Raw genomic sequence first — 19,262 nt, forward strand, 5'->3', positions numbered from 1 at the left:
GGCTTACTTACTTCGGGACGGTTGCACGGGTATGAGCAATCGCGTCGTACAAGGACGGATGGTCACGCCCGAGACGCTCGCCGAACTCGTCGAGGGCGAGCGCCCGATGGACGCCGAGCCGATTCAGGACGCCGACTTCGACTGCCCGGAGTGCGGCGAGAACGTCATCCAGGTGGGCTACATGCCGAGCGTGACGGAGTTCGTGACGGCCTACAAATGCCAGGAGTGCGACTGGGCCGACGACGACCGCGACGAGTAGAATCGAAACCCCTTTAAGAAAAATCGCCATACGAGAGAGTGCAGACAGAACGAATCGGGGCTGTGGCCAAGCCCGGCATGGCGACTGACTCCAGAGGCTTGGCGCCCGGGACGACACTCCAGCTGATATACTGAGCGACCGACTGATCATCGGTCGTGTTGACGACCCTCTGGAGTTCCGAGGTGCCCACCGGAGATATCAGTCGATCGGGGGTTCAAATCCCTCCGGCCCCACTCTAACCTTAATTCTAACGCAGGGTTTTATCACGGAGTAGCGACGCTCTCGCGTGGGTTCTCACCCACTCAGGAGGTGCGTTCTCTGTGAGCGATTCTCCACCAGAGAAGAGCGACAGCGACGGCGAGAACCAACGCGCCGTCGCGGCGGCGGTCCCGCGGCTGTTTCTCTATGCGCCGAGCCTCTATCACTCGTTTGAAAAGGAGTGATGTTCGGTCGGAAGAGATTACCACAAGAATACCAACTGATTATAGTCGCCGGGGGTGACGGGGCGGTATGGTACGGGACACAGCGCACCGACTCGCCGAGTATCTGAGCAGGCGCATCGGAGACGGGCTTCGGACGGTCGTCATCGCCGCCGACGGCGGCTACGAACTGGAATACATCCGCGACGACCTCTCGGAGCGGTACACCGAACGGACGCTGACGGCGGCCGTCACCGACCTCCAGGTCGAAACGTCGTTTTCGTCTCCCAGTAGCGACTCGTCTCCTGCCGGCGAACGCCGCGCGGTCGTCTACTACTACGAGAACGCGTTCGTCCTGCAGTTTCCCTTCTCCGAGGCGGAGCAAATCATCATCAGCATCGGAACCGGCGTCGGGACTGACCTCCTGCGGTTCATCGAGGACTGCCGGCGCATCGTCGACCGGGAGAACTGAGCGCCGGGGCGGTCGCGGGCGGGGGTGAGGTCGATGCCGGGCGCTGACGACGGGAGGCGACGCCGCCGCTGCACAACGATTTTCTCTCGTGCGCCCGACGTGGGAGTGATGGAACTCGTCTCTGTCGCCGCGCTCGCCGAGAACCGCGTCATCGGCCGCGACGGCGAACTCCCGTGGCCGAGCATCCCCGCCGACAAAAAGCAGTACCGAAACCGCATCGCCGACGACCCGGTCGTCCTCGGCCGGACGACGTTCGAGTCGATGCGCGACGACCTGCCGGGGAGCGCCCAAATCGTCATGAGCCGAAGCGAACGGTCGTTTTCGGTCGACACCGCCCACCGCGCGGCGAGCGTCGAAGAGGCGGTCGACATCGCGGCGTCGCTGGACGCGGAGACGGCCTACGTCATCGGTGGTGCCGCCATCTACGCGCTGTTCCAACCCCACCTCGACCGGATGGTGCTGAGCCGCGTCCCCGGCGAGTACGAAGGCGACACGTACTACCCCGAGTGGGACGCCGCCGAGTGGGAACTCGACGCCGAGACCGACTACGAGGGCTTTACGCTCCAAGAGTGGGTCCGGTCGGCGTCGTCCAGATAGTCGGCGGTCCCCAGACTCGCTCGGCTCCGGCGGCTCCGGCGACCCCGGCGACTCCGGCGAGGGTCGCTGGGGCGCGTAGCTTGATACGCCGGAGGGCCGTAGCGGGCGACGATGCGTCCGAACCTCGACACGCGGATTCTCGCGCTCGCGCTGGCTCGGATGGTCGACGCCCTCGCCAACTCGTTTCTGGTCGTCGTCCTCCCGTTGTACATCGGGAGCCAACTGGTGTCGATGCCGTCGTTCGTCGGGACGACGCTCTCTTTCGGTCCCGTTGGGATTCCTCTCTCGACCGAACTCCTCATCGGCGTCGTGCTCTCGCTGTTCGGGTTTCTCAACAGCTTCAGCCAGCCGTTTACGGGGTCGCTGTCGGACCGCACGGGCCGCCGCCGAGTCTTTCTTTTGACCGGCCTCGCGCTCGTCGCCGTCGGGAGCGCCGGCTACCTCGTGTTCACGGACTACGGCTCGATACTCGTCATGCGTGCGCTCCAGGGTCTCGGCGCGGCGTTCACCATCCCGGTCACGGTGGCGCTCGTGAACGAACTCTCCGACGAGGACGAACGCGGCGGCAACTTCGGCCTGTTCAACACCTTCCGACTGCTCGGCTTCGGGACCGGCCCGCTCGTCGCCGGCGGCGTCGTCACCGCCGGCCCCTACTCGCTCGCCGGCGTCGCGCTCTCCGGCTTCGACGCCGCGTTCCTCGTCGCGGTCGTCGGCGCGGCGGTCAGTTTCGTCCTCATCGTACTGCTCATCGAGGACCCCGAACGGACCGACAGCGAGGCGGCCGACGACATCTCGATTTCGGTTCGGAACCCCGACGGCCCCGGCCTCGACCCCGTGTTCGCCCTCGGCGTCGCGACCGTCGTGATGGCGCTGAGCATCGCCATGTACGCCCCGCTCGCAAACGTCATCAACGAGCGCCTCGACCAGGGGACGTTCCTGTTTTCGGTGCAGTTCGGCGCGACCGTCCTCGCCAACGTCGTCTTCCAGTACCCCATCGGCCGGCTGAGCGACCGCTACGGGCGGCGGCCGTTCCTCGTCGGCGGCTTCGTCCTCCTGCTCCCGACGACGCTCGCACAGGGGTTCGTCCAGACGCCGGCGCTGATGATTCTCGCGCGGTTCCTGCAAGGCGTCGCGGTCGCGGCCGTCTTCGCTCCCTCGCTCGCCCTCGCCGGCGACATCGCCAAGGCGGGGCAGTCGGGGTCGACGCTCTCGCTTCTCACGATGGGGTTCGGCCTCGGCGTCGCCATCGGCGCGCTGTTCTCGGGCGTCCTCGTCGGCTTCGGCTTCGCCGTCCCCTTCGTAGCCGCGACCGCGCTGGGCGCGGTCGGCCTGCTCCTCGTCTACACGCAGGTCGGAGAAACCGTCGAGGTCGGCGGCGGTGGCGGCGGCAGTCCCTCGCCCGCCCACGGCGATTAGCGCCGCTTCGACGCCGTGGTCGACGTCGACGCCCGGTCCGCGTCGGCGTCGGCGTCAGTCGGCGCCACCGACGATATCGAGCAAAAACGAGCGGACCGTCGCCGCCGTCTCGTCCCACGTCGGGTGCGCGAGAAAGCGGTCGCGGGCCGAGATAGCGAGCGACTGCAACCGCCGGCGATTCCGACACAGCGGGGCCACGGCGTCGGTGAGTTCGGACGGGTCGGTCGGGTCGACGAGGAAGCCGTCTTCGCGGTGCGTGACGAGTTCGCTCGCGCCGCCGGCCGACGAGACGAGCGCCGGGAGGCCGAACCCCATCGCCTCGACCGCGGCGATGCCGAACCCCTCGTAGTGGGAGGGGAGCGCGAACAGGTGTGACTCCCGGAGCGTCGCGGCGAGGTCGGCGTCCGAGAGCCGGCCCGCGAACGTCACGCGGTCGTCGATGCCGCGGGCGACCGCGAGGGCCGAAAGCGAGTCGGCGTAGTCGGCGTCGACCGCCGCGCCGACGACGGTTAGCTTCCAGTCGTCGCGGACGCGAGCGAGACCGCGGAGCAGGCCGTCGACGTTCTTCCGCGGTTCGAGGTTGCAGACGGTGACGACGCGGAGCGGCCCATCGGCGGCGCGCGCCCGTATCTCGTCGTCGTCGAGGGGCGCGCCGAACGACGCAAAGCGGTCGCCGGCGGGGTGCGCCACGACGCTCGGGTCGGGGTCGGTGACGGCCGCGACCGTCCGTTTCGTCGTCTCGCTGTTGAAGACGAACGCGTCCGCAGAACGGAGATACCGGGTCTCGACGGCGCGTCTGGCGTGTCGTCGCCACGCCCGGAACCGCTCCAGCGAGTTGAGGTGGTGGACGACTGAGACGACCGGGGTCTCGTCGTCGAGCAGGGCGTTCGCGCCGACGAGCGAGGGGTGACACAGTTCGTCCTGCAAGAGCACGTCCACGTCGAGGGCGCGGAGGCGGCGGACGGCGGTGACGTTGTCCCGGAGTCGCTTCCGGTACGGCCGTTCGGGGAGCGAGACGACGGTCACGTCGTCGCCGGCGGCGCGGAGTCCGCCGACGAGTTCGAAGTCGTAGCGATAGCCGCCGGAGCGGTCGTCGAGCGGGCCGTAGACGACGAGGCCGACACGCACGTCAGAGCGGAGTCTCGTAGGTCGCGCTCGCCACGTCGTCCTCCCAAACGCGGACGGAGACGTGCTGGGGCGCGTCGAGCGAGGCCGCCTCGACGAACCGCTCGCACACCTCGCGGGCGAACCGCTCGACGCTCGGGTTCTGCCCCGAGAACTCCACGAGTTCGTTCATCGTCTCGTCGCGATAGCGAGACAGCGTCGCGTCCAGCGCGGCCTTCACGTCGTCGATGTCGACGAGGTAGCCGTACTCGTCGAGCTCCGGTCCCGACAGTTCGACCTCGACGGTGAACGCGTGAGAGTGTAACTCACCCTCCGGGCCGGGGTTCGGAACCGTCAGGTAGTGCTGGGCGATGAGGTCCCTGCGAACCGAGACGCGGTACATGAACTGTCAACAGTTCCGGTACGTAAAGAGGATTTGGACGGCCTCGTCGGGCGCGTCTTCGAGGAGTCGGTAGGCGCGAGCGGCGGACTCGACGCCGATTCGGTGGGTCACGAGCGGGTCCAGCGGGAGGTCTTCGAGGTGGTCCCACGCCAGCGAAAAGCGGCGGTCGGCGTCCCAGCGGCCGCGAAGGTCGGGGTCGATGGTGCTGACCTGACTGCTCTCGACGCTGATGCGCGAGCGGTGGAACCGCCCGCCGAGGTCGAGCGTGGCGGGCTTGGTGCCGTACCACGACCCGACGACGACCCGGCCGTCGTACCGCGTCACCGACAGCGCGTCGTCGAGCGCGTCGGGGTCGCCCGAGAGTTCGAGCGTCAGGTCGGCCCCGTCGGCGGGGGCGTCAAGCGACTCGGGATGGACGGCCTCGTCGGCGCCGAGGGCCTCGGCGATGGCCCGGCGCTCGGCCACGCAGTCGACCGCGGTCAGACTCCCGAGCGGGAACTGTGCGAGGAGCGCGGTCGTCACGAGCCCGACGACGCCCTGTCCGAAGACGACGGCGTGCTCACCGATGAGCGGCCGACCGTCCATCACGAAGTTGAGCGCGGTCTCCATCGTCGGCAGGAGCGCGGCGCGCTCGTCGGTCACGTCGTCGGGGACGGCGATGAGTTCCGAGGGGGACGCGAGAAAGCGGCTCTCGTGGGGGTTGAACGCGAAGACGCGGCTGCCGAGCCGCGAGTCGGGCACGCCGTCACCGACGGCCTCGATTTCTCCGACGGCGGCGTAGCCGTAGCGGAGCGGAAACGAGAGGTCGCCCTCCAGCGCCGCGATTGACTCGTCGGCGGCGAGGTCGGTCGGGGCCTCGCCGCGGTAGACGAGTCGCTCGGTCCCGGAGCTCACCGCGGAGGTCAGGGTGCGGACGCGGACCTCCTCGGGACCGGGCGCTGGCACGTCGCGGTCGCGGACCTCGACGCGTTCGGGGGCCACGAAGTAGACCGCGCGACCCTCCATCGCTCAGTCGTCTGCGGTCTCGACGGCGGCGTCGGCGTACTCGACGGTCGTGCCGCGGTGGCGACAGTCTTCGAGCGCGTGTTTGGCCGCGAAGCCGGCCTCGTGAGCGTTCGACGCCGCGCCGACGCCGACTTTGAGTTCCACGTCCGCCTCGGCCTCGACGTGGTCGATGGCGTCGCGGTACTGGTCTTCTGTGAGGTCGGGCGTGACCGAGATGATGTTGTCGCCGCCGACGAAGAACGACAGCGCGCCGTGTTCCTCGCGCAGGTGGCGCATGAGCGACGCGTAGCCCTGTTCGATGTGGATGAACGTGTCGAACTCGTTGAGGCGGTCGGTGTACTTGCCCGTCGCGTCGTTCACGTCGAAGTGCGCGATTTGGAGGTCGGTTCCCGTGCGGTCGGCGTCCGCGAGGGTCTCCCCGGAGAGCACTTCGCGGCGGTCGCCGTCCTGTGCGCTCCCGACGCGCTGGATGCGGTCGGTGGCGCGTTCGAGCGCGACTGCGGGCGACCGGTCGACGCCGATGCCGAGACTGAGCGTCACGGGATAGCGGTTCGCGATAGACTCCTGCAGCAGTTCGTGGTCGTCGCGGTCGAGACCGTTGGTGACCGCGACCATGTTGTCGAATCGGGTGAAAAACGCGTACCCGTCGCGAGAGCCGACGAACTGGGCCAAGTCGGCGAAGAGCCGCGACTGGAGCGTCTGGAGGTCCATCTCCCGCCGCGGGTCCGGAGTGACCGTCCACGGCCCGTAGTTGTCGATTTGGACGAGTGTCAGCTGCGTATTCGTCACGGTAGACGAGTAGGGCGTCGCGCATATTGGTCTTTGGTTCTGTGACGGTCCCGCCGCAACCCCGAGTCGCTCAGCCGCCCGACTCCCGGATCGTCCGGCTGGCGACCACGTCGAGGACCGCCCACGTCGCCAGCCACACGCCGACCGACAGGAGGGCGATAGCCGTCGTCGACAGAAGCGGGCCGACGACGGAGACCGTGGCCACGATGGAGTACGTCAGAAACACCGCGACCATCGCGGTCACCAGCCCGTAGACACCGATGGGGCTGTTGCCGGTCGCCGGGCCGCGAAGCCACCCGGTCAATCGCTTCGAAGAGACATCCATGCGACGACATATGTCACCAACGAACATAATGGTTCTCTCGGGCGAACGTTCAACAGCCCCGGCTCCCTACCGAGGACGATGGACTACCGAGGTGTCGTGTTCGACGTCGACGGGACCGTCGTCCGCGGTGACGAAGCGATTCCGGGCGCGCTCGACGGGCTCGCCGCCGTCGACGCCGCCGGACTCGACCGACTGTTCGTCTCGAACAACCCGACGAAAGCGCCCGTCGCCTACGAGGCGCGGCTCCGCCGAGCCGGCATCGAGGCGACCGCCGACGAGGTCGTCACCTCCGGCACGACGACGACGGCGTACCTCGCAGACCGGCATCCCGGCGCGCGGACGTTCGCCATCGGAGAGTCGGGCTTCCGCGATCAACTCCGCGACGCAGGCCTCGAACTCGTCGGTCCCGAGGACGACCCCGAGGTCGTCGTCGTCGCCATCGACCGCGAGTTCCACTACGACGACCTCCGCGACGCCAACCGCGCGCTCCGGGCCGGGGCCGCCTTCTACGGCACCGACCCCGACGTCATCATCCCGACCGCCGACGGCGACATCCCCGGGTCGGGCGCGATTATCAACGCCGTCGCGGGCGTCGCCGAGCGCGACCCCGACGCGATTCTCGGCAAGCCCTCGAAGGTCGCCCAGGAGGACGTCCTCGACAGACTCGGCCTGCCTCCCGAGGAGGTGCTCATCGTCGGTGACCGCCTCGATACCGACATCGCGTTCGGCCTCGACGCGGGCATGGGCACCGCGCTCGTCCGAACCGGCGTGACCGACGACGCGGCTCTCGCGGCCAGCGAGTACGAACCCGACCACGTCCTCGACGGCCTCGGCGAGGTCGGGCGTCTCGTCTCGGAGTAGCACGGTTCGCCCACGAGAGCAGTCGAGCATCGAGTTCCGCGTCGTCGCCGGTCCTGCCTACACAATCATTATCGTTCTGACGCGACAACTACTGACTGGGTGATGCCCATGTCCGGAAAGAAGATTCTGCTCCTCGCCGGCGACTTCGTCGAGGACTACGAGATTATGGTACCGTTCCAGGCGCTCCAGATGGTGGGGCACGAGGTCCACGCGGTGTGTCCCGAAAAGGAGGACGGCGACCGGTGTAAGACCGCCGTCCACGACTTCCGCGGCGACCAGACGTATCTGGAGACCCGCGGCCACGACTTCGCGCTGAACGCGACGTTCGCGGACATCGACCCCGCGGACTACGACGCGCTCGTCGTCCCCGGCGGCCGCGCGCCGGAGTATCTCCGCGGCTACGACGAGGTGCTCGACGCCGTCCGGCACTTCTTCGACGAGGGCAAGCCGGTCGCCGCAATCTGCCACGGCCCGCAGATTCTCGCCGCCGCGGGCGTCCTCGACGGCTACGAGATGACCGCCTACCCCGCCGTCCGCGCGGAAGTCGAGCGCGCGGGCTGCTCGTGGGTCGACGAAGTGACCGTCGACGGCAACCTCGTTACCGGGCAGGCGTGGCCGGACCACCCCGAGTGGCTGGCGGCGTTCCTCGACGTGCTCGGCACCGAAATCAGCCACGAACCGGCCGCAGCGGCCGCGGACGACTGATTCGTCGAGCCGCTCACACGATATCGCGTGTGAGAATGTCTGACAAAGATTTTTATTAGGGGCGACGAAGGGAGAGGTATGGAAGAGCCGAACAGCCCGTACTTCCGCGAACAGGTCGACGACGTCGTCGAATCGGACCCCCAAAACCGCGAGGTTATCATCGTGGAAGGCGAGGCGATGAGTCTTCGAAGCTATAAGAAGCGCCGCGACTGACCCGGCGGGGCGTCTCGGAACCCGAATCCGAGCCTGCGGCGACACTCGTCGCTGGCGGCGTCGGTTTCTGCGAAAAGAATGAGTACGTGTCGGCGCAGCCGCGAGCGACGCTTAGAACGCGTCGCCGACGACGGTCACGTCGGCCTGCAACTCGTCGCGGAGCGCGTCGTGGACGTGGCAGATGTCCTCGGCGAGTTCCGCGATTTCAGCGAACTCGTCGTCCGAGAGGTCGGACTCCACGTAGACGTCGAAGCTGATGCGTTCGAGGTCGTCGCCGTCGTCGAGGTCGGCGTCGGCGTCGATCTGGACCTTACCGAGGTCGTCGAAGCCCGTCTTCTGCCCGCCGACGCGGAAGGCGGGAAGGAAACAGGAGGCGTACGTCGCGACGAGCGCGGCGTTCGGGTTCGGACCCGTCTCGTCGGTGGCGTCGATTTGGAGGTCGAAGTCGCCGACCTGGCTCGTGCATGCGAAACCGTCCTCGCTGACAGTAGAGGTCTGGATGTCGGACATTCACTCCGAAGAAAGAAGCGACCGACCCTAAAAGTTCCTCAATAGGACAACGGTGTGCACAAGCGCCCACCCCAAACGGGTCGCCGCCGACCGAGCGGGGTTATTCGAGCGTGAACGACTCGTCGCCGTCGAGCGCGTGGACCTCGGCGTGACTGCCGGCGGCTTTGACCTCGCGCTCGAAGTCGCGCACGTCGATTTCGATGGCCGGGAACGTGTTGTAGTGCATCGGGAAGGCGTGGTCGACGCCGAGCCAATCGGCGGCGACAGCGCCCTGCCACGGCCCCATCGTGAAGTGGTCACCCACCGGGAGCGCCGCCGCGTCGGGCTCGAAGTACGCGCCGAAAATCTCGCGCATGTCGGTCATGAGGCCCGTGTCGCCGGCGTGGTAGAACGTCGTGGAGTCGGCGTCGGACTCCTGTGTCGGCACCGCGTCGCTAATCATGTAGCCGCCCGGCATCCCGGCCTCGTGCTCGTAGCCGGTGTTGATGCCGTTCGTGTGGTCGGCGCGGACCATCGTGACGAACGCGTCGCCGAGTTCGACCGTCCCGCCGATGTTCATCCCGATGGTGTCGTCGACGCCCATCTCGGCTTCGACGTAGCCGGTGAGTTCGGGCGTGCCGACGACCGTCGCGCCGTCGAACTCGCCTGCGTGGGCGATGTGGTCCGCGTGCCCGTGAGTGAGAAGCACGTAGTCCGGCGTCTCCACGTCGCTCGGGTCGAGAGACGTGGCGGGGTTGTCGAAAAACGGGTCGATGAGAAGCGAGGTGTCTCCGACCGTGACGTACCACGTCGAGTGACCGTGCCAGGTGAGTTCCATAGCACTCGGTTGTTACAGGCGAAATACACAAAAAGCTATTCGCAGGGGGTGGTGTGACCGCTTTTCGGCGGTGCCGCTCGTCGGGCTCTCTCGGCGTCGTTCGACGGCACAGCCCCGGCGCTCTCGCGTCGAGTTCGACAGCAGAATCGGCCGCCCGAGTCCACTCGAACGAACTGTCCGGGACGGCCGATACGCGTCCGTCATCCCACGGCCACAAAAGCGATGAGAATCGTGCAACACTGTCCCGCGTCACCGGGCGACTCGCGCGATGTAAAAGCCTATCACGCCACCCGCCGACGCGTGGGGCATGCATCACGTCCGATTCCGCGACCCCGCGGGCGCGGTTCGAACCGGCGAGTGGCACGGCGATTCGGTCTCCTTCGGCGGCGAGCGCTACGACCTCGACGAGGTCGACGTGCTCCCCCCGTGCGAGCCGTCAAAAATCGTCTGCATCGGCCGCAACTACGCCAAGCACGCCGAGGAGCGCGACGAGGAGGTCCCCGACCGTCCGCTTCTGTTCCTCAAGCCGCCGAACGCGGTCGCCGGCCACGGCGACACCGTGACGCTCCCCGCGGGCAAGGAAGACGTCGAACACGAGGCCGAGCTCGCGGTGGTCATCGGGGAGCAGTGCCGGAACGTCGCGCCCGAGGACGCCGCGGAGGTCATCGCGGGCTACACCGTCATGAACGACGTGTCCAACCGCGACGACCAGGACATCGAGACGAACTGGGTCCGCGGGAAGGCGTTCGACGGCTCCGCCCCGCTCGGGCCGGTTCTCGCTGACCCCGACCACCTCCCCGACGACGCGAGCATCTCGCTTCGCGTGAACGGCGAGACGCGACAGGACTCAAGCATCGAACACCTCATCTTCTCGATTCCCGACCTCGTCGCCGAAATCACGACCTACATGACGCTCGAAGCCGGCGACGTCATCTCGACCGGAACGCCCGAGGGCGTCGGCCCGCTGGCAGACGGCGACACCGTCGAAGTCGAAGTCGAGGGCGTCGGCGTCCTCGAACACCGAGTCCGACAGGCCTGAGCGCGACCGACACCCCGTTTTTTCGTCACCGAGTCGCAATCCGACCGTATGCGAGTCCCTCGGTTGACACTCGTCGGCATTGCGATTCTCGCACTGAGCGCCGTCGCCGGCGTCGCCCTCCTTCCCGCGCTCCCATCCTCGGTCGCGATTCACTTCGGCGTCGGCGGCGACCCCGACTCCTTCGTCGCCGCCCCGCTGGGCGTGCTTCTCGTTCCGGCAATCGGCGTCGGCGCGCTTCTCATCACCCGTCTCGCGGACGCCTCGGGCATCGGAACCGGCGCGCCGCCCGTCTTCGACGCGATACTGGCGACGTTTCTCGCGTACGTGCAGGCGCTCGTCCTCGCGTACAACCTCGGCGCGCGGTTCAACATGGTCGTCGCGGTCGTTCCCGCCGTCGTCACGTTCGGCGTCGTCGCCGTCGTCCTCGACCGCGCGGGCTGAGAAGGCAAGCCCTAAGATTAGGCTGGCCTAATTCCCGCCGAATGCGACTGACGCGACGGGACGCGCTGGCCGTGCTCGCCGGTCTCGGCGTCACCGGCGGGGCCGTGTCGCTGACCCGGTTCGACCCGCCGACCGCCGAGTCGACCGATGAGAGGGGCGATTCGTCCGGAGAGGACGGCGCGGACGGCGACGACGCCCCGCCGACCGCGGTGCGCGAGACGATGGTCGCCGCGGGCGAGGTGGTCTTTCCGAGCGCGGCCGAGGGCGTCTCGGAGTTCGTCGAGACCTACGTCGTCGGCCGCGCGAGAGACGACGCGCGCCGGGATGCGATGGTCGACGCCGCGACCGAGTTAGACGACGTGGCCCGCGACTGGGAGGGCGCGGCCTTCGCCGACCTCCCGGCGGGCGACCGCGACCGCCTCCTGCGCGAACTCGGCGTCGACACCGCCGACCCGGTTCAGGATGGGACGCTCTCCGAGCGCCTCCGGTTTCACGTCGTGAACGAACTGTTGTACGCCTTCTACGCCTCACCGACCGGCGGCCGTCTCGTCGGCATCGAAAACCCCATCGGCCACCCCGGCGGGACCGAAAGCTACCGGCGGGCGACGATGGACGCCCCCGGCGAACTGCCCGACTCGGGCGGTGAGCACGATGGATAGGTCGCCCGTCTCAGACGCCGACGTGTGCGTCGTCGGTGCCGGGCCCGCCGGCGGTATCGTGGCTCACCGACTCGCCGAGTCGGGGGCGTCGGTCGTCGTCCTCGAAGCCGGGCCGCGGTTCGACGGCGACAGGCGGGAACAGCTGGAACAGCACATCCGCCCCGGCCTCGGCGGCCCGTGGGAGATGGGCGGCCCGCGGGACGCGTTTTCCTCCTCCGGCGACTCGTTTTACCCGCTGAACACCGCCCGCGTGAAGGGCGTCGGCGGGTCGACGCTCCACTGGCAGGGGATGGTGATGCGCCTCCACGAGCGCGATTTCGAACTCGACTCCAGACACGGCGTCGGGGCCGACTGGCCCATCGGCTACGGCGACCTCCGGCCGTACTACGCCGCCGCGGAGCGCGAGTTGGGCGTCGCCGGCGCGGCCGACAACCCCTACGCGCCGCCGCGGGAGGAGCCCCACCCCCTTCCCGCCTTCCGGCCGTCGCACTCCGACTCTATCTTCGCTGCGGCCTGCGAGCGCCTCGGCATCGACATGCACTCGGTGGGCAACGCCCGCAACTCCGAACCCTACGACGGCCGGTCGTCCTGCGTCGGCTACGGGACGTGCAAGCCGGTCTGTCCCTCCGGCGCGAAGTACACCGCCGAATCACACGTCGAGAAGGCCGAAGCCGCGGGCGCGCGGGTCATCGACCGGGCGCGAGTCCGGCGACTCGACCACGACGAGACGGGCGAGCGCGTCGTCGCCGCCGCCTACACGACGCCCGACGGCGAGACCCACAGACAGGAAGCGACCCAGTTCGTCCTCGCCTGCGGCGGCGTCGAGAACGTCCGACTGCTCCTGCTCTCCGACTCCGACCGCTACCCCGACGGCCTCGCCAACTCCTCGGGGGCGGTCGGTCGGTACTTCATGGACCACCTGTTCGCCGGGGCGGGCGGCCGCCTCGACCGCCCCACGCGACAGAATCACGTCGGCTTCAACACCAGCGAGTGCCACCAGTTCTACGACGACGCCGAGCCGGTCAACGGCCTCAAACTGGAGTTTCTCAACTACGCCGGCCCGTCGCCGGTCATCGAGGCCCTCCACGCCGACACGTGGGGCGACGACCTGCGCGACCAGTTGGACGAGAGCTACGGCACGCACATCTCGATGGGCGCGCTGGTCGAACAGCTCCCCCGCGAGGACAACTACGTCGGCCTCGACCGGGGGACGACCGACGACCTCGGCGACCCCGTCCCCGAGATACACTGGTCCGTCGACGAACAGACGGAGGCCGCGCTCTCGCGAGCCAACGAGATTCAGACGCGCGTGCTGGACGAACTCGGCGTCGAGGACCGCTGGACCGTCGGCCCCGACGAGACCGGCCCCGCGTACCACCACATGGGGACGACGCGGATGGGCGACGACCCCGACGAGAGCGTCGTCGACGCCGAGTGCCGAGCGCACGACCTCGACAACCTCTGGATTTCGGGGTCGAGCGTCTTCCCGACCGGCGGCGCGATGAACCCGACGCTCACCATCGCGGCGCTCTCCGTGCGACTCGCCGAGTCGCTTCGGGCGGCGCTCGGCTGACGGCCGTCGATGTCGCGTCCCCAACCCGACTCCCCTACCGCCACGTCCGACCCGGAGTACGCACGCTTAAGAACCGCGACCCGCATTTTCCGACCATGCAACCACGGGACCTCTCCGCGCACGCTCCCTACGTACCCGGCCGCGGGACAGAGGAGGTCGCCCGCGAACTCGGGATGGACCCCGAGGACCTGACGAAACTCTCCTCGAACGAGAACCCCCACGGCCCGAGTCCGAAGGCGGTCGCCGCCATCGAAGACGCCGCGCCGACCGTGAGCGTCTACCCGAAGACCGCCCACACGGACCTGACCGAACGCCTCGCCGACAAGTGGGGCCTCGCACCCGAACAGGTGTGGGTGTCTCCCGGCGCGGACGGCTCTATCGACTACCTGACCCGCGCGGTGCTCGAACCGGACGACCGGATTCTCGAACCCGCGCCCGGCTTTTCGTACTACTCGATGAGCGCCCGCTACCACCACGGCGACGCCGTCCAGTACGAGGTGTCGAAGGACGACGACTTCGAACAGACCGCCGACCTCGTCCTCGACGCCTACGACGGCGAGCGCATGGTCTACCTCACGACGCCGCACAACCCCACCGGTTCCGTGCTCCCGCGGGAGGAACTCGTCGAACTGGCCGAGTCGGTCGAAGAGCACACGCTCCTCGTCGTCGACGAGGCCTACGGCGAGTTCGCCGAGGAGCCGTCGGCCATCGACCTCTTGTCGGAGTACGACAACGTCGCGGTCCTGCGGACGTTCTCGAAGGCGTACGGGCTGGCCGGTCTCCGCATCGGCTACGCCTGCGTGCCCGAGGCGTGGGCCGACGCCTACGCCCGCGTGAACACGCCGTTCGCCGCCAGCGAGGTCGCCTGCCGCGCCGCGCTCGCCGCGCTCGACGACGAGGAACACGTCGAGAAATCCGTCGAGTCGGCCCGGTGGTCCCGCGACTATCTCCGCGAACACCTCGACGCGCCGACGTGGGAAAGCGAGGGCAACTTCGTCCTCGTCGAGGTCGGCGACGCCACGGCCGTCACCGAGGCCGCCCAGCGCGAGGGCGTCATCGTCCGCGACTGCGGGAGCTTCGGCCTGCCGGAGTGCATCCGCGTCTCCTGCGGCACGGAAACCCAGACCAAGCGCGCCGTGGACGTGCTCAACCGCATCGTCTCGGAGGTGCCGACGGCGTGAGAGTCGTCGTCACCGGCACGCCCGGCACCGGAAAGACCACGGCGACGGAGCGCGTCGCCGCCGACCTCGACCTCGACGTGGTCCACCTCAACCGACTCGTGAAAGACGAGGGTCTCTGGACCGAGCGCGACGACGAGCGCGACACGCTCGTCGTGGACCTCGACGCCGCCCGCGACGAGCTCGGCGACTGGGACGGCATCGTCGAGAGCCACCTCGCACACCACTTCGAGGCCGACCGCGTGGTCGTGCTTCGCTGTCGGCCCGACGTACTCGAACAGCGTCTCCTCGACCGCGGCGAGGCCGAGGCGAAGGCGCGCGAGAACCGCGAGTCCGAGGCGCTGGACGTGATTCTCGGCGAGGCCGTCGAGTTCCACGGCGAGGAGTCGGTGTACGAAATCGACACGACCGAGCGCGACCCCGACGCCGTCGCCGACGATATCGCGGCGGTTATCGCGGGCGAGAGAGCGCCCTCGGCGGGAACCGTCGACTTCATCGACTACCTATGACGCTCGACCAGTACCGCGACACCGCCGACAAGCTGCTCGCCCCGTTCGTCTCCGTCGCCGACGCGGTCGGTCTCTCACCGAACGGCGTGAGCGTCGTCGCCTTCGGGTTCGCCGTCGCCGCCGGCGTCGCCTTCGGCCTCGCCGACCCGCTTTGGTACGGCCTCGGCGCGGTGTTCGTCTTCTGTAACGGCTGGCTCGACCTCGTGGACGGCGCGCTCGCCCGCGAGCAGGGCGTCTCCTCGAAGGCCGGCGACCTGCTCGACCACGTGCTGGACCGCTACGCCGACATCGTCGTCCTCGTCGGCCTCGCCGCCGGCATCGACTCGTTCGCGCTGGGCCTCGCGGCCGTCACGGGCGTCCTCATGACCTCCTACCTCGGCACGCAGATTCAGGCGGTCGGCCTCGGGCGCGCCTACGGCGGCCTCGTCGGGCGCGCCGACCGACTGGCGCTCATGGGCCTCGTCGGCCTCGCGTCCGCCGTCTACCCCGACGCCGTCGGCGGGCTGACGCTCGCCGGCTGGCTCCTCGTGTTCTTCGCCGTCGTCGGCCACCTCACCGCGGTCCAGCGCTTCTGGGGCGCGTGGGGCGACCTGACCTGACCTTCCCCACCCCGTCAAACTTCGACTCAGCCAACCACGCCCCACGCTCGAATCGACTCGGTTCGGCGCGGGGCGACGCGACCCCGAGCCGACACCGTCGCCGCGGCGCGCTCTTTCGGTCCGCTCTAGCATCCGTTTCGCTCCCGTAACCAGGTGGGACCGCCCCGCGTCGGGTGTGGATGTTGCCCGCTAAACCAGATTTATATGATTGAGATTATCACCAGTTACCGTCCTCAAATGATTCTGAATTATACTACACACCGTCTGTATCGGGGACGATACCGGCGTTCGATTCGGTTATCTTCAGTTTTGAATCTGGAGCGTGTTCGGCCGTGACGCGCTCGCACGACGGCGTTCTCGACGTGGGGTGCGGCCCGAGACGCGCCGGCGGGGCCGATATCGCCCGCGACGGCGCGGCACAGTCCGTCGAGTTCGTGACCGAACCGGCGGGCGTCTCGGTGGCGACTCGCCGGCCCCGAACGCGGGACCGACCGCCGTACGCGACGCTCAGCGACTGATGTTCGTCGTCGACGCGGCGGGAACCGTAATCCACGCGAGCGACGAGTTCGCGGCGCAGCTCGGTGCGGACGCCGCGGCGCTCCGTGGGCGACCGCTTTCCGACTTCGTCGGCGACGGGGACTGGCCGGACGTTCGCGGGACGCTCGACGCCGTGCGAAGGGCGAGCGGGTGGGAGAGCCGTCGGTGCCGCTGTCGGCTCTCGGCGGGTGACGACGGGCCGGCGGTCGGGGACGCGCCAGCCGAAATCGACATCGAACTCGAGTTCGCCCCGTACCGCGGCGGCGACGGCGGTGGTTATGGGGACGGGGACGGCGACCGCTTCGACTCCGACTCCGACGCGAACCGGGTCGTCGGCGCGGTCTGCCGAGAGCCGTCCGAACCGACGACCGCGCGGCTGCACACCGAGCGCGACCGCTTCGACCACCTGTTCGACCTCATCGACGACGCGGTCATCGAGTTCGAAATCGTCGGCATCGAGCCAGTCGTTCGGGCGGTCAACCCGGGGTTCGAGAGCGTCTTCGGCTACGACGCCGACGAGGTGCGCGGCGAGTCGCTCAACGACTTCATCGTCCCGCCGGACGCCGACGACGAGGCGGTCGACTTCGACCAGCGGACGGCCGACGGGAAGGCAAACCACGCCGTCGTCACCCGGCAGACCGCGTGGGGTAGACGCGAGTTCCTCTACCGCGGCATCCCGTACAGTCGCGGCGACGGGAAGCAGTACGGCTTTTCCATCTACTCCGACATCACCAGCCAGCGCCGGGCCAGAGAGCACTTACAGGTGCTCCAGCGCGTCCTCCGGCACAACCTCAGAAACGAGATGAACGTCGTCCTCGGGATGGCCGAGGAGATACGCGAAGCGACGGCCGACTCCCACGTCGACCACGCGGCCGCGCGAATCGCCGCGCACACGGAGACGCTCCTCCGAGTCAGCGAGAAGGCCCGGACCGCCGCGGCGGTCCTCGACGACCAGCGTCCCGACGAGGTGGTCGACGCGACCGAGACGGTCCGCGCCGTCGTCGAGCCGCGGCGGACTCGGTTCCCCGCCGCGACGTTCGACCTCGACCTCCCGCCGTCGCTCCCGGTGTCGGTCGGGCCGAAACTCGCGCAGGCGCTCGCCAACGTCGTGGAGAACGCGCTCGAACACACCCCCGAGGACGTGACGGTCCGCATCGAGGCGAAGCGCTGCGAGAACGACGCGACGCTCCGCGTCAGCGACGACGGCGACGGTATCCCCGAAATCGAGTGGGCGGCCGTCTTCGGTGACGAGGACATCACGCAACTCAGCCACGGCTCCGGGCTGGGGCTGTGGGTCGTCAAGTGGGTGGTCGAATCCGCGGGCGGCCGCGTCGACTACGACCGACGCGACGGGTGGAGCACCGTCCAACTGACGCTCCCGCTGGCGGACGGGAGTCGGTAGCGACCTCGTCGCGTCCCGAGCGATTCGGTGGCCGGTGGCGTGCCTTTTATACGCGGCGGGCGGGTACGTGAGTGTATGCCTCAGTGCGAGATGTGCGGCTCCGACCAAGCCTCTCTGAAGACTGTGAAGGTCGAAGGCGCAGAACTGCAGCTGTGTGACGACTGCGCCGAGTTCGGCACGGAGGTCCGCACCGAGTCGACTTCCAGCGCGAGCACGAAGTACTCCACCTCCTCCTCGTCGGGCTCGAACTCCTCTCGCTCCTCGGGGTCGTCTTCCTCCTCGTCGTCGAAGACGCGCCGCCGCGACATGTTCGACGACATGGACGAAATCGCGACCGACTACGACGACCGCATCCGGCAGGCGCGGGAGTCGCGCGGGCTGAGCCAAGAAGAGCTCGCCCAGTCGCTCAACGAGAAGGCGAGCCTCATCCGCAAGCTCGAACGCGGCGACATCATGCCGCCGGACTCCGTCCGGAAGAAAATCGAGCGCAAGCTCGACATCTCGCTGGTCGAAGGCGAGAGCGACGACGACTCCGAGTGGTCCGGCGGCGGCTCCACGACGACCACCCTCGGCGACGTGGTCAAACGGAAGGACTAATCGGAAGCGCCCGACGCCGACCCGTCGCGGGACCCGCGCGACCGAACCCTTCGATTCGTCTATCACGATTTTCCGCCCGCGAGACGCCGTCTCGTGGCAATCGCGTCCACGAAAACCAATCTATTAGTCTCGCCGGACGCGAGTTCGATTGTGTTCATCCTAGTCAACCTCAAGGCGTACCCGTGTGACCCCATCGAAGTCGCCACCGCCGCGCGCGACGTGGCCGAGGCGTCCGGCGTCCGCATCGCCGTCTCCCCGCAGGCGGCCGACATCTCCCGCGTCGCAGACACCGGCGTCGAGACGTGGGCCCAGCACGTAGACCCGAACGGCCACGGCAGCCACACCGGCAGCACCCTCGCCGAGGCCGTCGCCGAGGCCGGCGCGGTCGGCACGCTCATCAACCACTCCGAAAAGCGCCTGAAGCTCGCCGACATCGACGGCTCCGTCCAAGCCGCCGAGCGAGCGGGCCTCGAAACCTGCGTCTGCGCCAACAACCCCGCCCAAATCGGCGCGGTCTCCGCGCTCGGCCCCGACTCGGTCGCCGTCGAGCCGCCGGAACTCATCGGCGGCGACGTCTCCGTCGCGACGGCCGACCCCGGCATCGTCACCGACGCCGTCGACGCCGCGGCCAACGTCGACGAAGACGTCGATGTCTACTGCGGCGCTGGCATCTCGACCGGCGACGACGTGGTGACCGCCGAGGAACTCGGCGCGTCCGGCATCCTGCTGGCCTCCGGCGTCGCCAAGGCCGACGACCCGCGCGCGGCGCTCGAAGACCTCGTCTCCGGGCTGTAAACTGTAACGCGCGTCGAAAACCGCCGGGACCGAACGAC

At 68.5% G+C, this 19,262-nt stretch carries 26 protein-coding genes and 1 tRNA gene; 20 read left to right on the plus strand and 7 right to left on the minus strand.

The window, feature by feature from the left end; all coding sequences use genetic code 11:
• Positions 1–31 precede the first annotated feature (31 nt).
• From DVK03_RS06415 to DVK03_RS06430, 6 genes are all read left to right on the plus strand, one after another.
• Positions 32–259 carry a DUF5795 family protein gene (locus DVK03_RS06415; RefSeq protein WP_013035372.1) on the plus strand — a complete coding sequence of 76 codons (228 nt, stop codon included), beginning with the start codon at positions 32–34 and terminating at the stop codon, positions 257–259.
• 56 nt (positions 260–315) lie between these two features.
• Positions 316–492 (plus strand) — tRNA-Trp (locus DVK03_RS19785).
• An 87-nt stretch (positions 493–579) separates the two neighbouring features.
• Positions 580–702, plus strand: a complete 123-nt coding sequence (locus DVK03_RS20400) for a hypothetical protein (protein WP_255409740.1) — start codon at positions 580–582, stop codon at positions 700–702.
• 67 nt (positions 703–769) lie between these two features.
• Entirely contained in the window at positions 770–1,150 is a 381-nt protein-coding gene (locus DVK03_RS06420) for a hypothetical protein (RefSeq protein ID WP_004063630.1), read from the plus strand.
• Between the two features lie 108 nt (positions 1,151–1,258).
• Positions 1,259–1,747, plus strand: coding sequence for a dihydrofolate reductase HdrA (gene hdrA, locus DVK03_RS06425; RefSeq protein ID WP_115802490.1), 489 nt, complete (start codon positions 1,259–1,261; stop codon positions 1,745–1,747).
• Between the two features lie 111 nt (positions 1,748–1,858).
• Positions 1,859–3,163 carry an MFS transporter gene (locus DVK03_RS06430; protein ID WP_115802491.1) on the plus strand — a complete coding sequence of 435 codons (1,305 nt, stop codon included), beginning with the start codon at positions 1,859–1,861 and terminating at the stop codon, positions 3,161–3,163.
• A 54-nt stretch (positions 3,164–3,217) separates the two neighbouring features.
• Here DVK03_RS06430 and DVK03_RS06435 read toward each other — a convergent pair whose 3' ends face one another.
• The 5 genes from DVK03_RS06435 to DVK03_RS06455 all read right to left on the minus strand — a co-directional run bounded on the left by DVK03_RS06435 (position 3,218) and on the right by DVK03_RS06455 (position 6,789).
• A complete protein-coding gene (locus DVK03_RS06435) occupies positions 3,218–4,291 on the minus strand; it encodes a glycosyltransferase family 4 protein (RefSeq protein ID WP_115802492.1) in 1,074 nt (357 codons plus the stop codon).
• Position 4,292: 1 nt separating this feature from the next.
• Positions 4,293–4,670, minus strand: coding sequence for a 6-carboxytetrahydropterin synthase (locus tag DVK03_RS06440; RefSeq protein WP_115802493.1), 378 nt, complete (start codon positions 4,668–4,670; stop codon positions 4,293–4,295).
• A gap of 6 nt (positions 4,671–4,676) precedes the next feature.
• A complete protein-coding gene (locus tag DVK03_RS06445; RefSeq protein ID WP_004063621.1) occupies positions 4,677–5,675 on the minus strand; it encodes a zinc-binding alcohol dehydrogenase in 999 nt (332 codons plus the stop codon).
• Positions 5,676–5,678: 3 nt separating this feature from the next.
• Positions 5,679–6,464 (minus strand): GTP cyclohydrolase III, encoded by a 786-nt coding sequence (locus DVK03_RS06450; protein ID WP_115802494.1) that lies wholly within the window; start codon positions 6,462–6,464, stop codon positions 5,679–5,681.
• 70 nt (positions 6,465–6,534) lie between these two features.
• Positions 6,535–6,789: a hypothetical protein gene (locus DVK03_RS06455; protein ID WP_115802495.1), complete on the minus strand. Its 255-nt coding sequence runs from the start codon at positions 6,787–6,789 to the stop codon at positions 6,535–6,537.
• Positions 6,790–6,867: 78 nt separating this feature from the next.
• Between DVK03_RS06455 and DVK03_RS06460 the strand changes: the two genes are divergently transcribed.
• The 3 genes from DVK03_RS06460 (at position 6,868) to DVK03_RS20405 (ending at position 8,568) form a co-directional block, all read left to right on the plus strand.
• Entirely contained in the window at positions 6,868–7,650 is a 783-nt protein-coding gene (locus DVK03_RS06460) for an HAD-IIA family hydrolase (RefSeq protein WP_115802496.1), read from the plus strand.
• A gap of 108 nt (positions 7,651–7,758) precedes the next feature.
• A complete protein-coding gene (locus DVK03_RS06465; RefSeq protein WP_004063616.1) occupies positions 7,759–8,355 on the plus strand; it encodes a DJ-1/PfpI family protein in 597 nt (198 codons plus the stop codon).
• Positions 8,356–8,433: 78 nt separating this feature from the next.
• Positions 8,434–8,568 carry a hypothetical protein gene (locus DVK03_RS20405; RefSeq protein WP_255409741.1) on the plus strand — a complete coding sequence of 45 codons (135 nt, stop codon included), beginning with the start codon at positions 8,434–8,436 and terminating at the stop codon, positions 8,566–8,568.
• Positions 8,569–8,679: 111 nt separating this feature from the next.
• Here the strand turns inward: DVK03_RS20405 and DVK03_RS06470 are convergent, their stop codons facing one another.
• Entirely contained in the window at positions 8,680–9,078 is a 399-nt protein-coding gene (locus tag DVK03_RS06470; RefSeq protein ID WP_115802497.1) for an OsmC family protein, read from the minus strand.
• Between the two features lie 100 nt (positions 9,079–9,178).
• Positions 9,179–9,895 (minus strand): metal-dependent hydrolase, encoded by a 717-nt coding sequence (locus DVK03_RS06475; RefSeq protein WP_115802498.1) that lies wholly within the window; start codon positions 9,893–9,895, stop codon positions 9,179–9,181.
• A 307-nt stretch (positions 9,896–10,202) separates the two neighbouring features.
• Here DVK03_RS06475 and DVK03_RS06480 point away from each other — a divergent pair, with 307 nt between their 5' ends.
• The 11 genes from DVK03_RS06480 to tpiA all read left to right on the plus strand — a co-directional run bounded on the left by DVK03_RS06480 (position 10,203) and on the right by tpiA (position 19,224).
• Positions 10,203–10,934, plus strand: coding sequence for a fumarylacetoacetate hydrolase family protein (locus DVK03_RS06480; protein ID WP_115802499.1), 732 nt, complete (start codon positions 10,203–10,205; stop codon positions 10,932–10,934).
• Between the two features lie 48 nt (positions 10,935–10,982).
• On the plus strand, positions 10,983–11,375 hold the full coding sequence (locus DVK03_RS06485; protein WP_004043647.1) for a DUF1648 domain-containing protein: 393 nt from the start codon (positions 10,983–10,985) through the stop codon (positions 11,373–11,375).
• Between the two features lie 41 nt (positions 11,376–11,416).
• A complete protein-coding gene (locus DVK03_RS06490) occupies positions 11,417–12,034 on the plus strand; it encodes a gluconate 2-dehydrogenase subunit 3 family protein (protein ID WP_004043646.1) in 618 nt (205 codons plus the stop codon).
• Positions 12,027–13,607, plus strand: a complete 1,581-nt coding sequence (locus DVK03_RS06495; protein ID WP_115802500.1) for a GMC family oxidoreductase — start codon at positions 12,027–12,029, stop codon at positions 13,605–13,607. The genes DVK03_RS06490 and DVK03_RS06495 overlap by 8 nt, the downstream gene beginning before the upstream one ends.
• 95 nt (positions 13,608–13,702) lie before the next feature.
• Entirely contained in the window at positions 13,703–14,788 is a 1,086-nt protein-coding gene (gene hisC, locus DVK03_RS06500) for a histidinol-phosphate transaminase (RefSeq protein WP_115802501.1), read from the plus strand.
• The gene (locus DVK03_RS06505) at positions 14,785–15,294 is read left to right on the plus strand and encodes an adenylate kinase family protein (RefSeq protein ID WP_115802502.1); all 510 of its coding nucleotides are present in this window, start codon (positions 14,785–14,787) and stop codon (positions 15,292–15,294) included. The genes hisC and DVK03_RS06505 overlap by 4 nt, the downstream gene beginning before the upstream one ends.
• Positions 15,291–15,893 carry a CDP-alcohol phosphatidyltransferase family protein gene (locus DVK03_RS06510; protein WP_004043642.1) on the plus strand — a complete coding sequence of 201 codons (603 nt, stop codon included), beginning with the start codon at positions 15,291–15,293 and terminating at the stop codon, positions 15,891–15,893. The genes DVK03_RS06505 and DVK03_RS06510 overlap by 4 nt, the downstream gene beginning before the upstream one ends.
• A 332-nt stretch (positions 15,894–16,225) precedes the next feature.
• Entirely contained in the window at positions 16,226–16,411 is a 186-nt protein-coding gene (locus DVK03_RS06515; RefSeq protein ID WP_004043641.1) for a hypothetical protein, read from the plus strand.
• Positions 16,411–17,832 carry a PAS domain-containing sensor histidine kinase gene (locus DVK03_RS06520; RefSeq protein WP_115802503.1) on the plus strand — a complete coding sequence of 474 codons (1,422 nt, stop codon included), beginning with the start codon at positions 16,411–16,413 and terminating at the stop codon, positions 17,830–17,832. The genes DVK03_RS06515 and DVK03_RS06520 overlap by 1 nt, the downstream gene beginning before the upstream one ends.
• 75 nt (positions 17,833–17,907) lie before the next feature.
• On the plus strand, positions 17,908–18,429 hold the full coding sequence (locus DVK03_RS06525; protein ID WP_081597081.1) for a multiprotein bridging factor aMBF1: 522 nt from the start codon (positions 17,908–17,910) through the stop codon (positions 18,427–18,429).
• Between the two features lie 150 nt (positions 18,430–18,579).
• Positions 18,580–19,224, plus strand: a complete 645-nt coding sequence (tpiA, locus tag DVK03_RS06530; protein ID WP_115802504.1) for a triose-phosphate isomerase — start codon at positions 18,580–18,582, stop codon at positions 19,222–19,224.
• The last annotated feature ends 38 nt before the right edge of the window (positions 19,225–19,262 follow it).

The sequence above is a fragment of the Haloferax sp. Atlit-109R genome (genome assembly GCF_003665865.1).
In the GTDB taxonomy this organism is placed as follows: domain Archaea; phylum Halobacteriota; class Halobacteria; order Halobacteriales; family Haloferacaceae; genus Haloferax; species Haloferax volcanii.

What these genes read in the sequence shown, in the direction of transcription:
- DVK03_RS06415 (WP_013035372.1), top strand. Translation starts at nt 32, where the DNA reads ATGAGCAATCGCGTCGTACAAGGACGGATGGTCACGCCCGAGACGCTC.
- DVK03_RS06420 (WP_004063630.1), top strand. Translation starts at nt 770, where the DNA reads ATGGTACGGGACACAGCGCACCGACTCGCCGAGTATCTGAGCAGGCGC.
- hdrA (WP_115802490.1), top strand. Translation starts at nt 1,259, where the DNA reads ATGGAACTCGTCTCTGTCGCCGCGCTCGCCGAGAACCGCGTCATCGGC.
- DVK03_RS06430 (WP_115802491.1), top strand. Translation starts at nt 1,859, where the DNA reads ATGCGTCCGAACCTCGACACGCGGATTCTCGCGCTCGCGCTGGCTCGG.
- DVK03_RS06440 (WP_115802493.1), bottom strand. Translation starts at nt 4,670, where the DNA reads ATGTACCGCGTCTCGGTTCGCAGGGACCTCATCGCCCAGCACTACCTG.
- DVK03_RS06445 (WP_004063621.1), bottom strand. Translation starts at nt 5,675, where the DNA reads ATGGAGGGTCGCGCGGTCTACTTCGTGGCCCCCGAACGCGTCGAGGTC.
- DVK03_RS06455 (WP_115802495.1), bottom strand. Translation starts at nt 6,789, where the DNA reads ATGGATGTCTCTTCGAAGCGATTGACCGGGTGGCTTCGCGGCCCGGCG.
- DVK03_RS06460 (WP_115802496.1), top strand. Translation starts at nt 6,868, where the DNA reads ATGGACTACCGAGGTGTCGTGTTCGACGTCGACGGGACCGTCGTCCGC.
- DVK03_RS06465 (WP_004063616.1), top strand. Translation starts at nt 7,759, where the DNA reads ATGTCCGGAAAGAAGATTCTGCTCCTCGCCGGCGACTTCGTCGAGGAC.
- DVK03_RS20405 (WP_255409741.1), top strand. Translation starts at nt 8,434, where the DNA reads ATGGAAGAGCCGAACAGCCCGTACTTCCGCGAACAGGTCGACGACGTC.
- DVK03_RS06470 (WP_115802497.1), bottom strand. Translation starts at nt 9,078, where the DNA reads ATGTCCGACATCCAGACCTCTACTGTCAGCGAGGACGGTTTCGCATGC.
- DVK03_RS06475 (WP_115802498.1), bottom strand. Translation starts at nt 9,895, where the DNA reads ATGGAACTCACCTGGCACGGTCACTCGACGTGGTACGTCACGGTCGGA.
- DVK03_RS06480 (WP_115802499.1), top strand. Translation starts at nt 10,203, where the DNA reads ATGCATCACGTCCGATTCCGCGACCCCGCGGGCGCGGTTCGAACCGGC.
- DVK03_RS06485 (WP_004043647.1), top strand. Translation starts at nt 10,983, where the DNA reads ATGCGAGTCCCTCGGTTGACACTCGTCGGCATTGCGATTCTCGCACTG.
- DVK03_RS06490 (WP_004043646.1), top strand. Translation starts at nt 11,417, where the DNA reads ATGCGACTGACGCGACGGGACGCGCTGGCCGTGCTCGCCGGTCTCGGC.
- DVK03_RS06495 (WP_115802500.1), top strand. Translation starts at nt 12,027, where the DNA reads ATGGATAGGTCGCCCGTCTCAGACGCCGACGTGTGCGTCGTCGGTGCC.
- hisC (WP_115802501.1), top strand. Translation starts at nt 13,703, where the DNA reads ATGCAACCACGGGACCTCTCCGCGCACGCTCCCTACGTACCCGGCCGC.
- DVK03_RS06510 (WP_004043642.1), top strand. Translation starts at nt 15,291, where the DNA reads ATGACGCTCGACCAGTACCGCGACACCGCCGACAAGCTGCTCGCCCCG.
- DVK03_RS06520 (WP_115802503.1), top strand. Translation starts at nt 16,411, where the DNA reads ATGTTCGTCGTCGACGCGGCGGGAACCGTAATCCACGCGAGCGACGAG.
- DVK03_RS06525 (WP_081597081.1), top strand. Translation starts at nt 17,908, where the DNA reads ATGCCTCAGTGCGAGATGTGCGGCTCCGACCAAGCCTCTCTGAAGACT.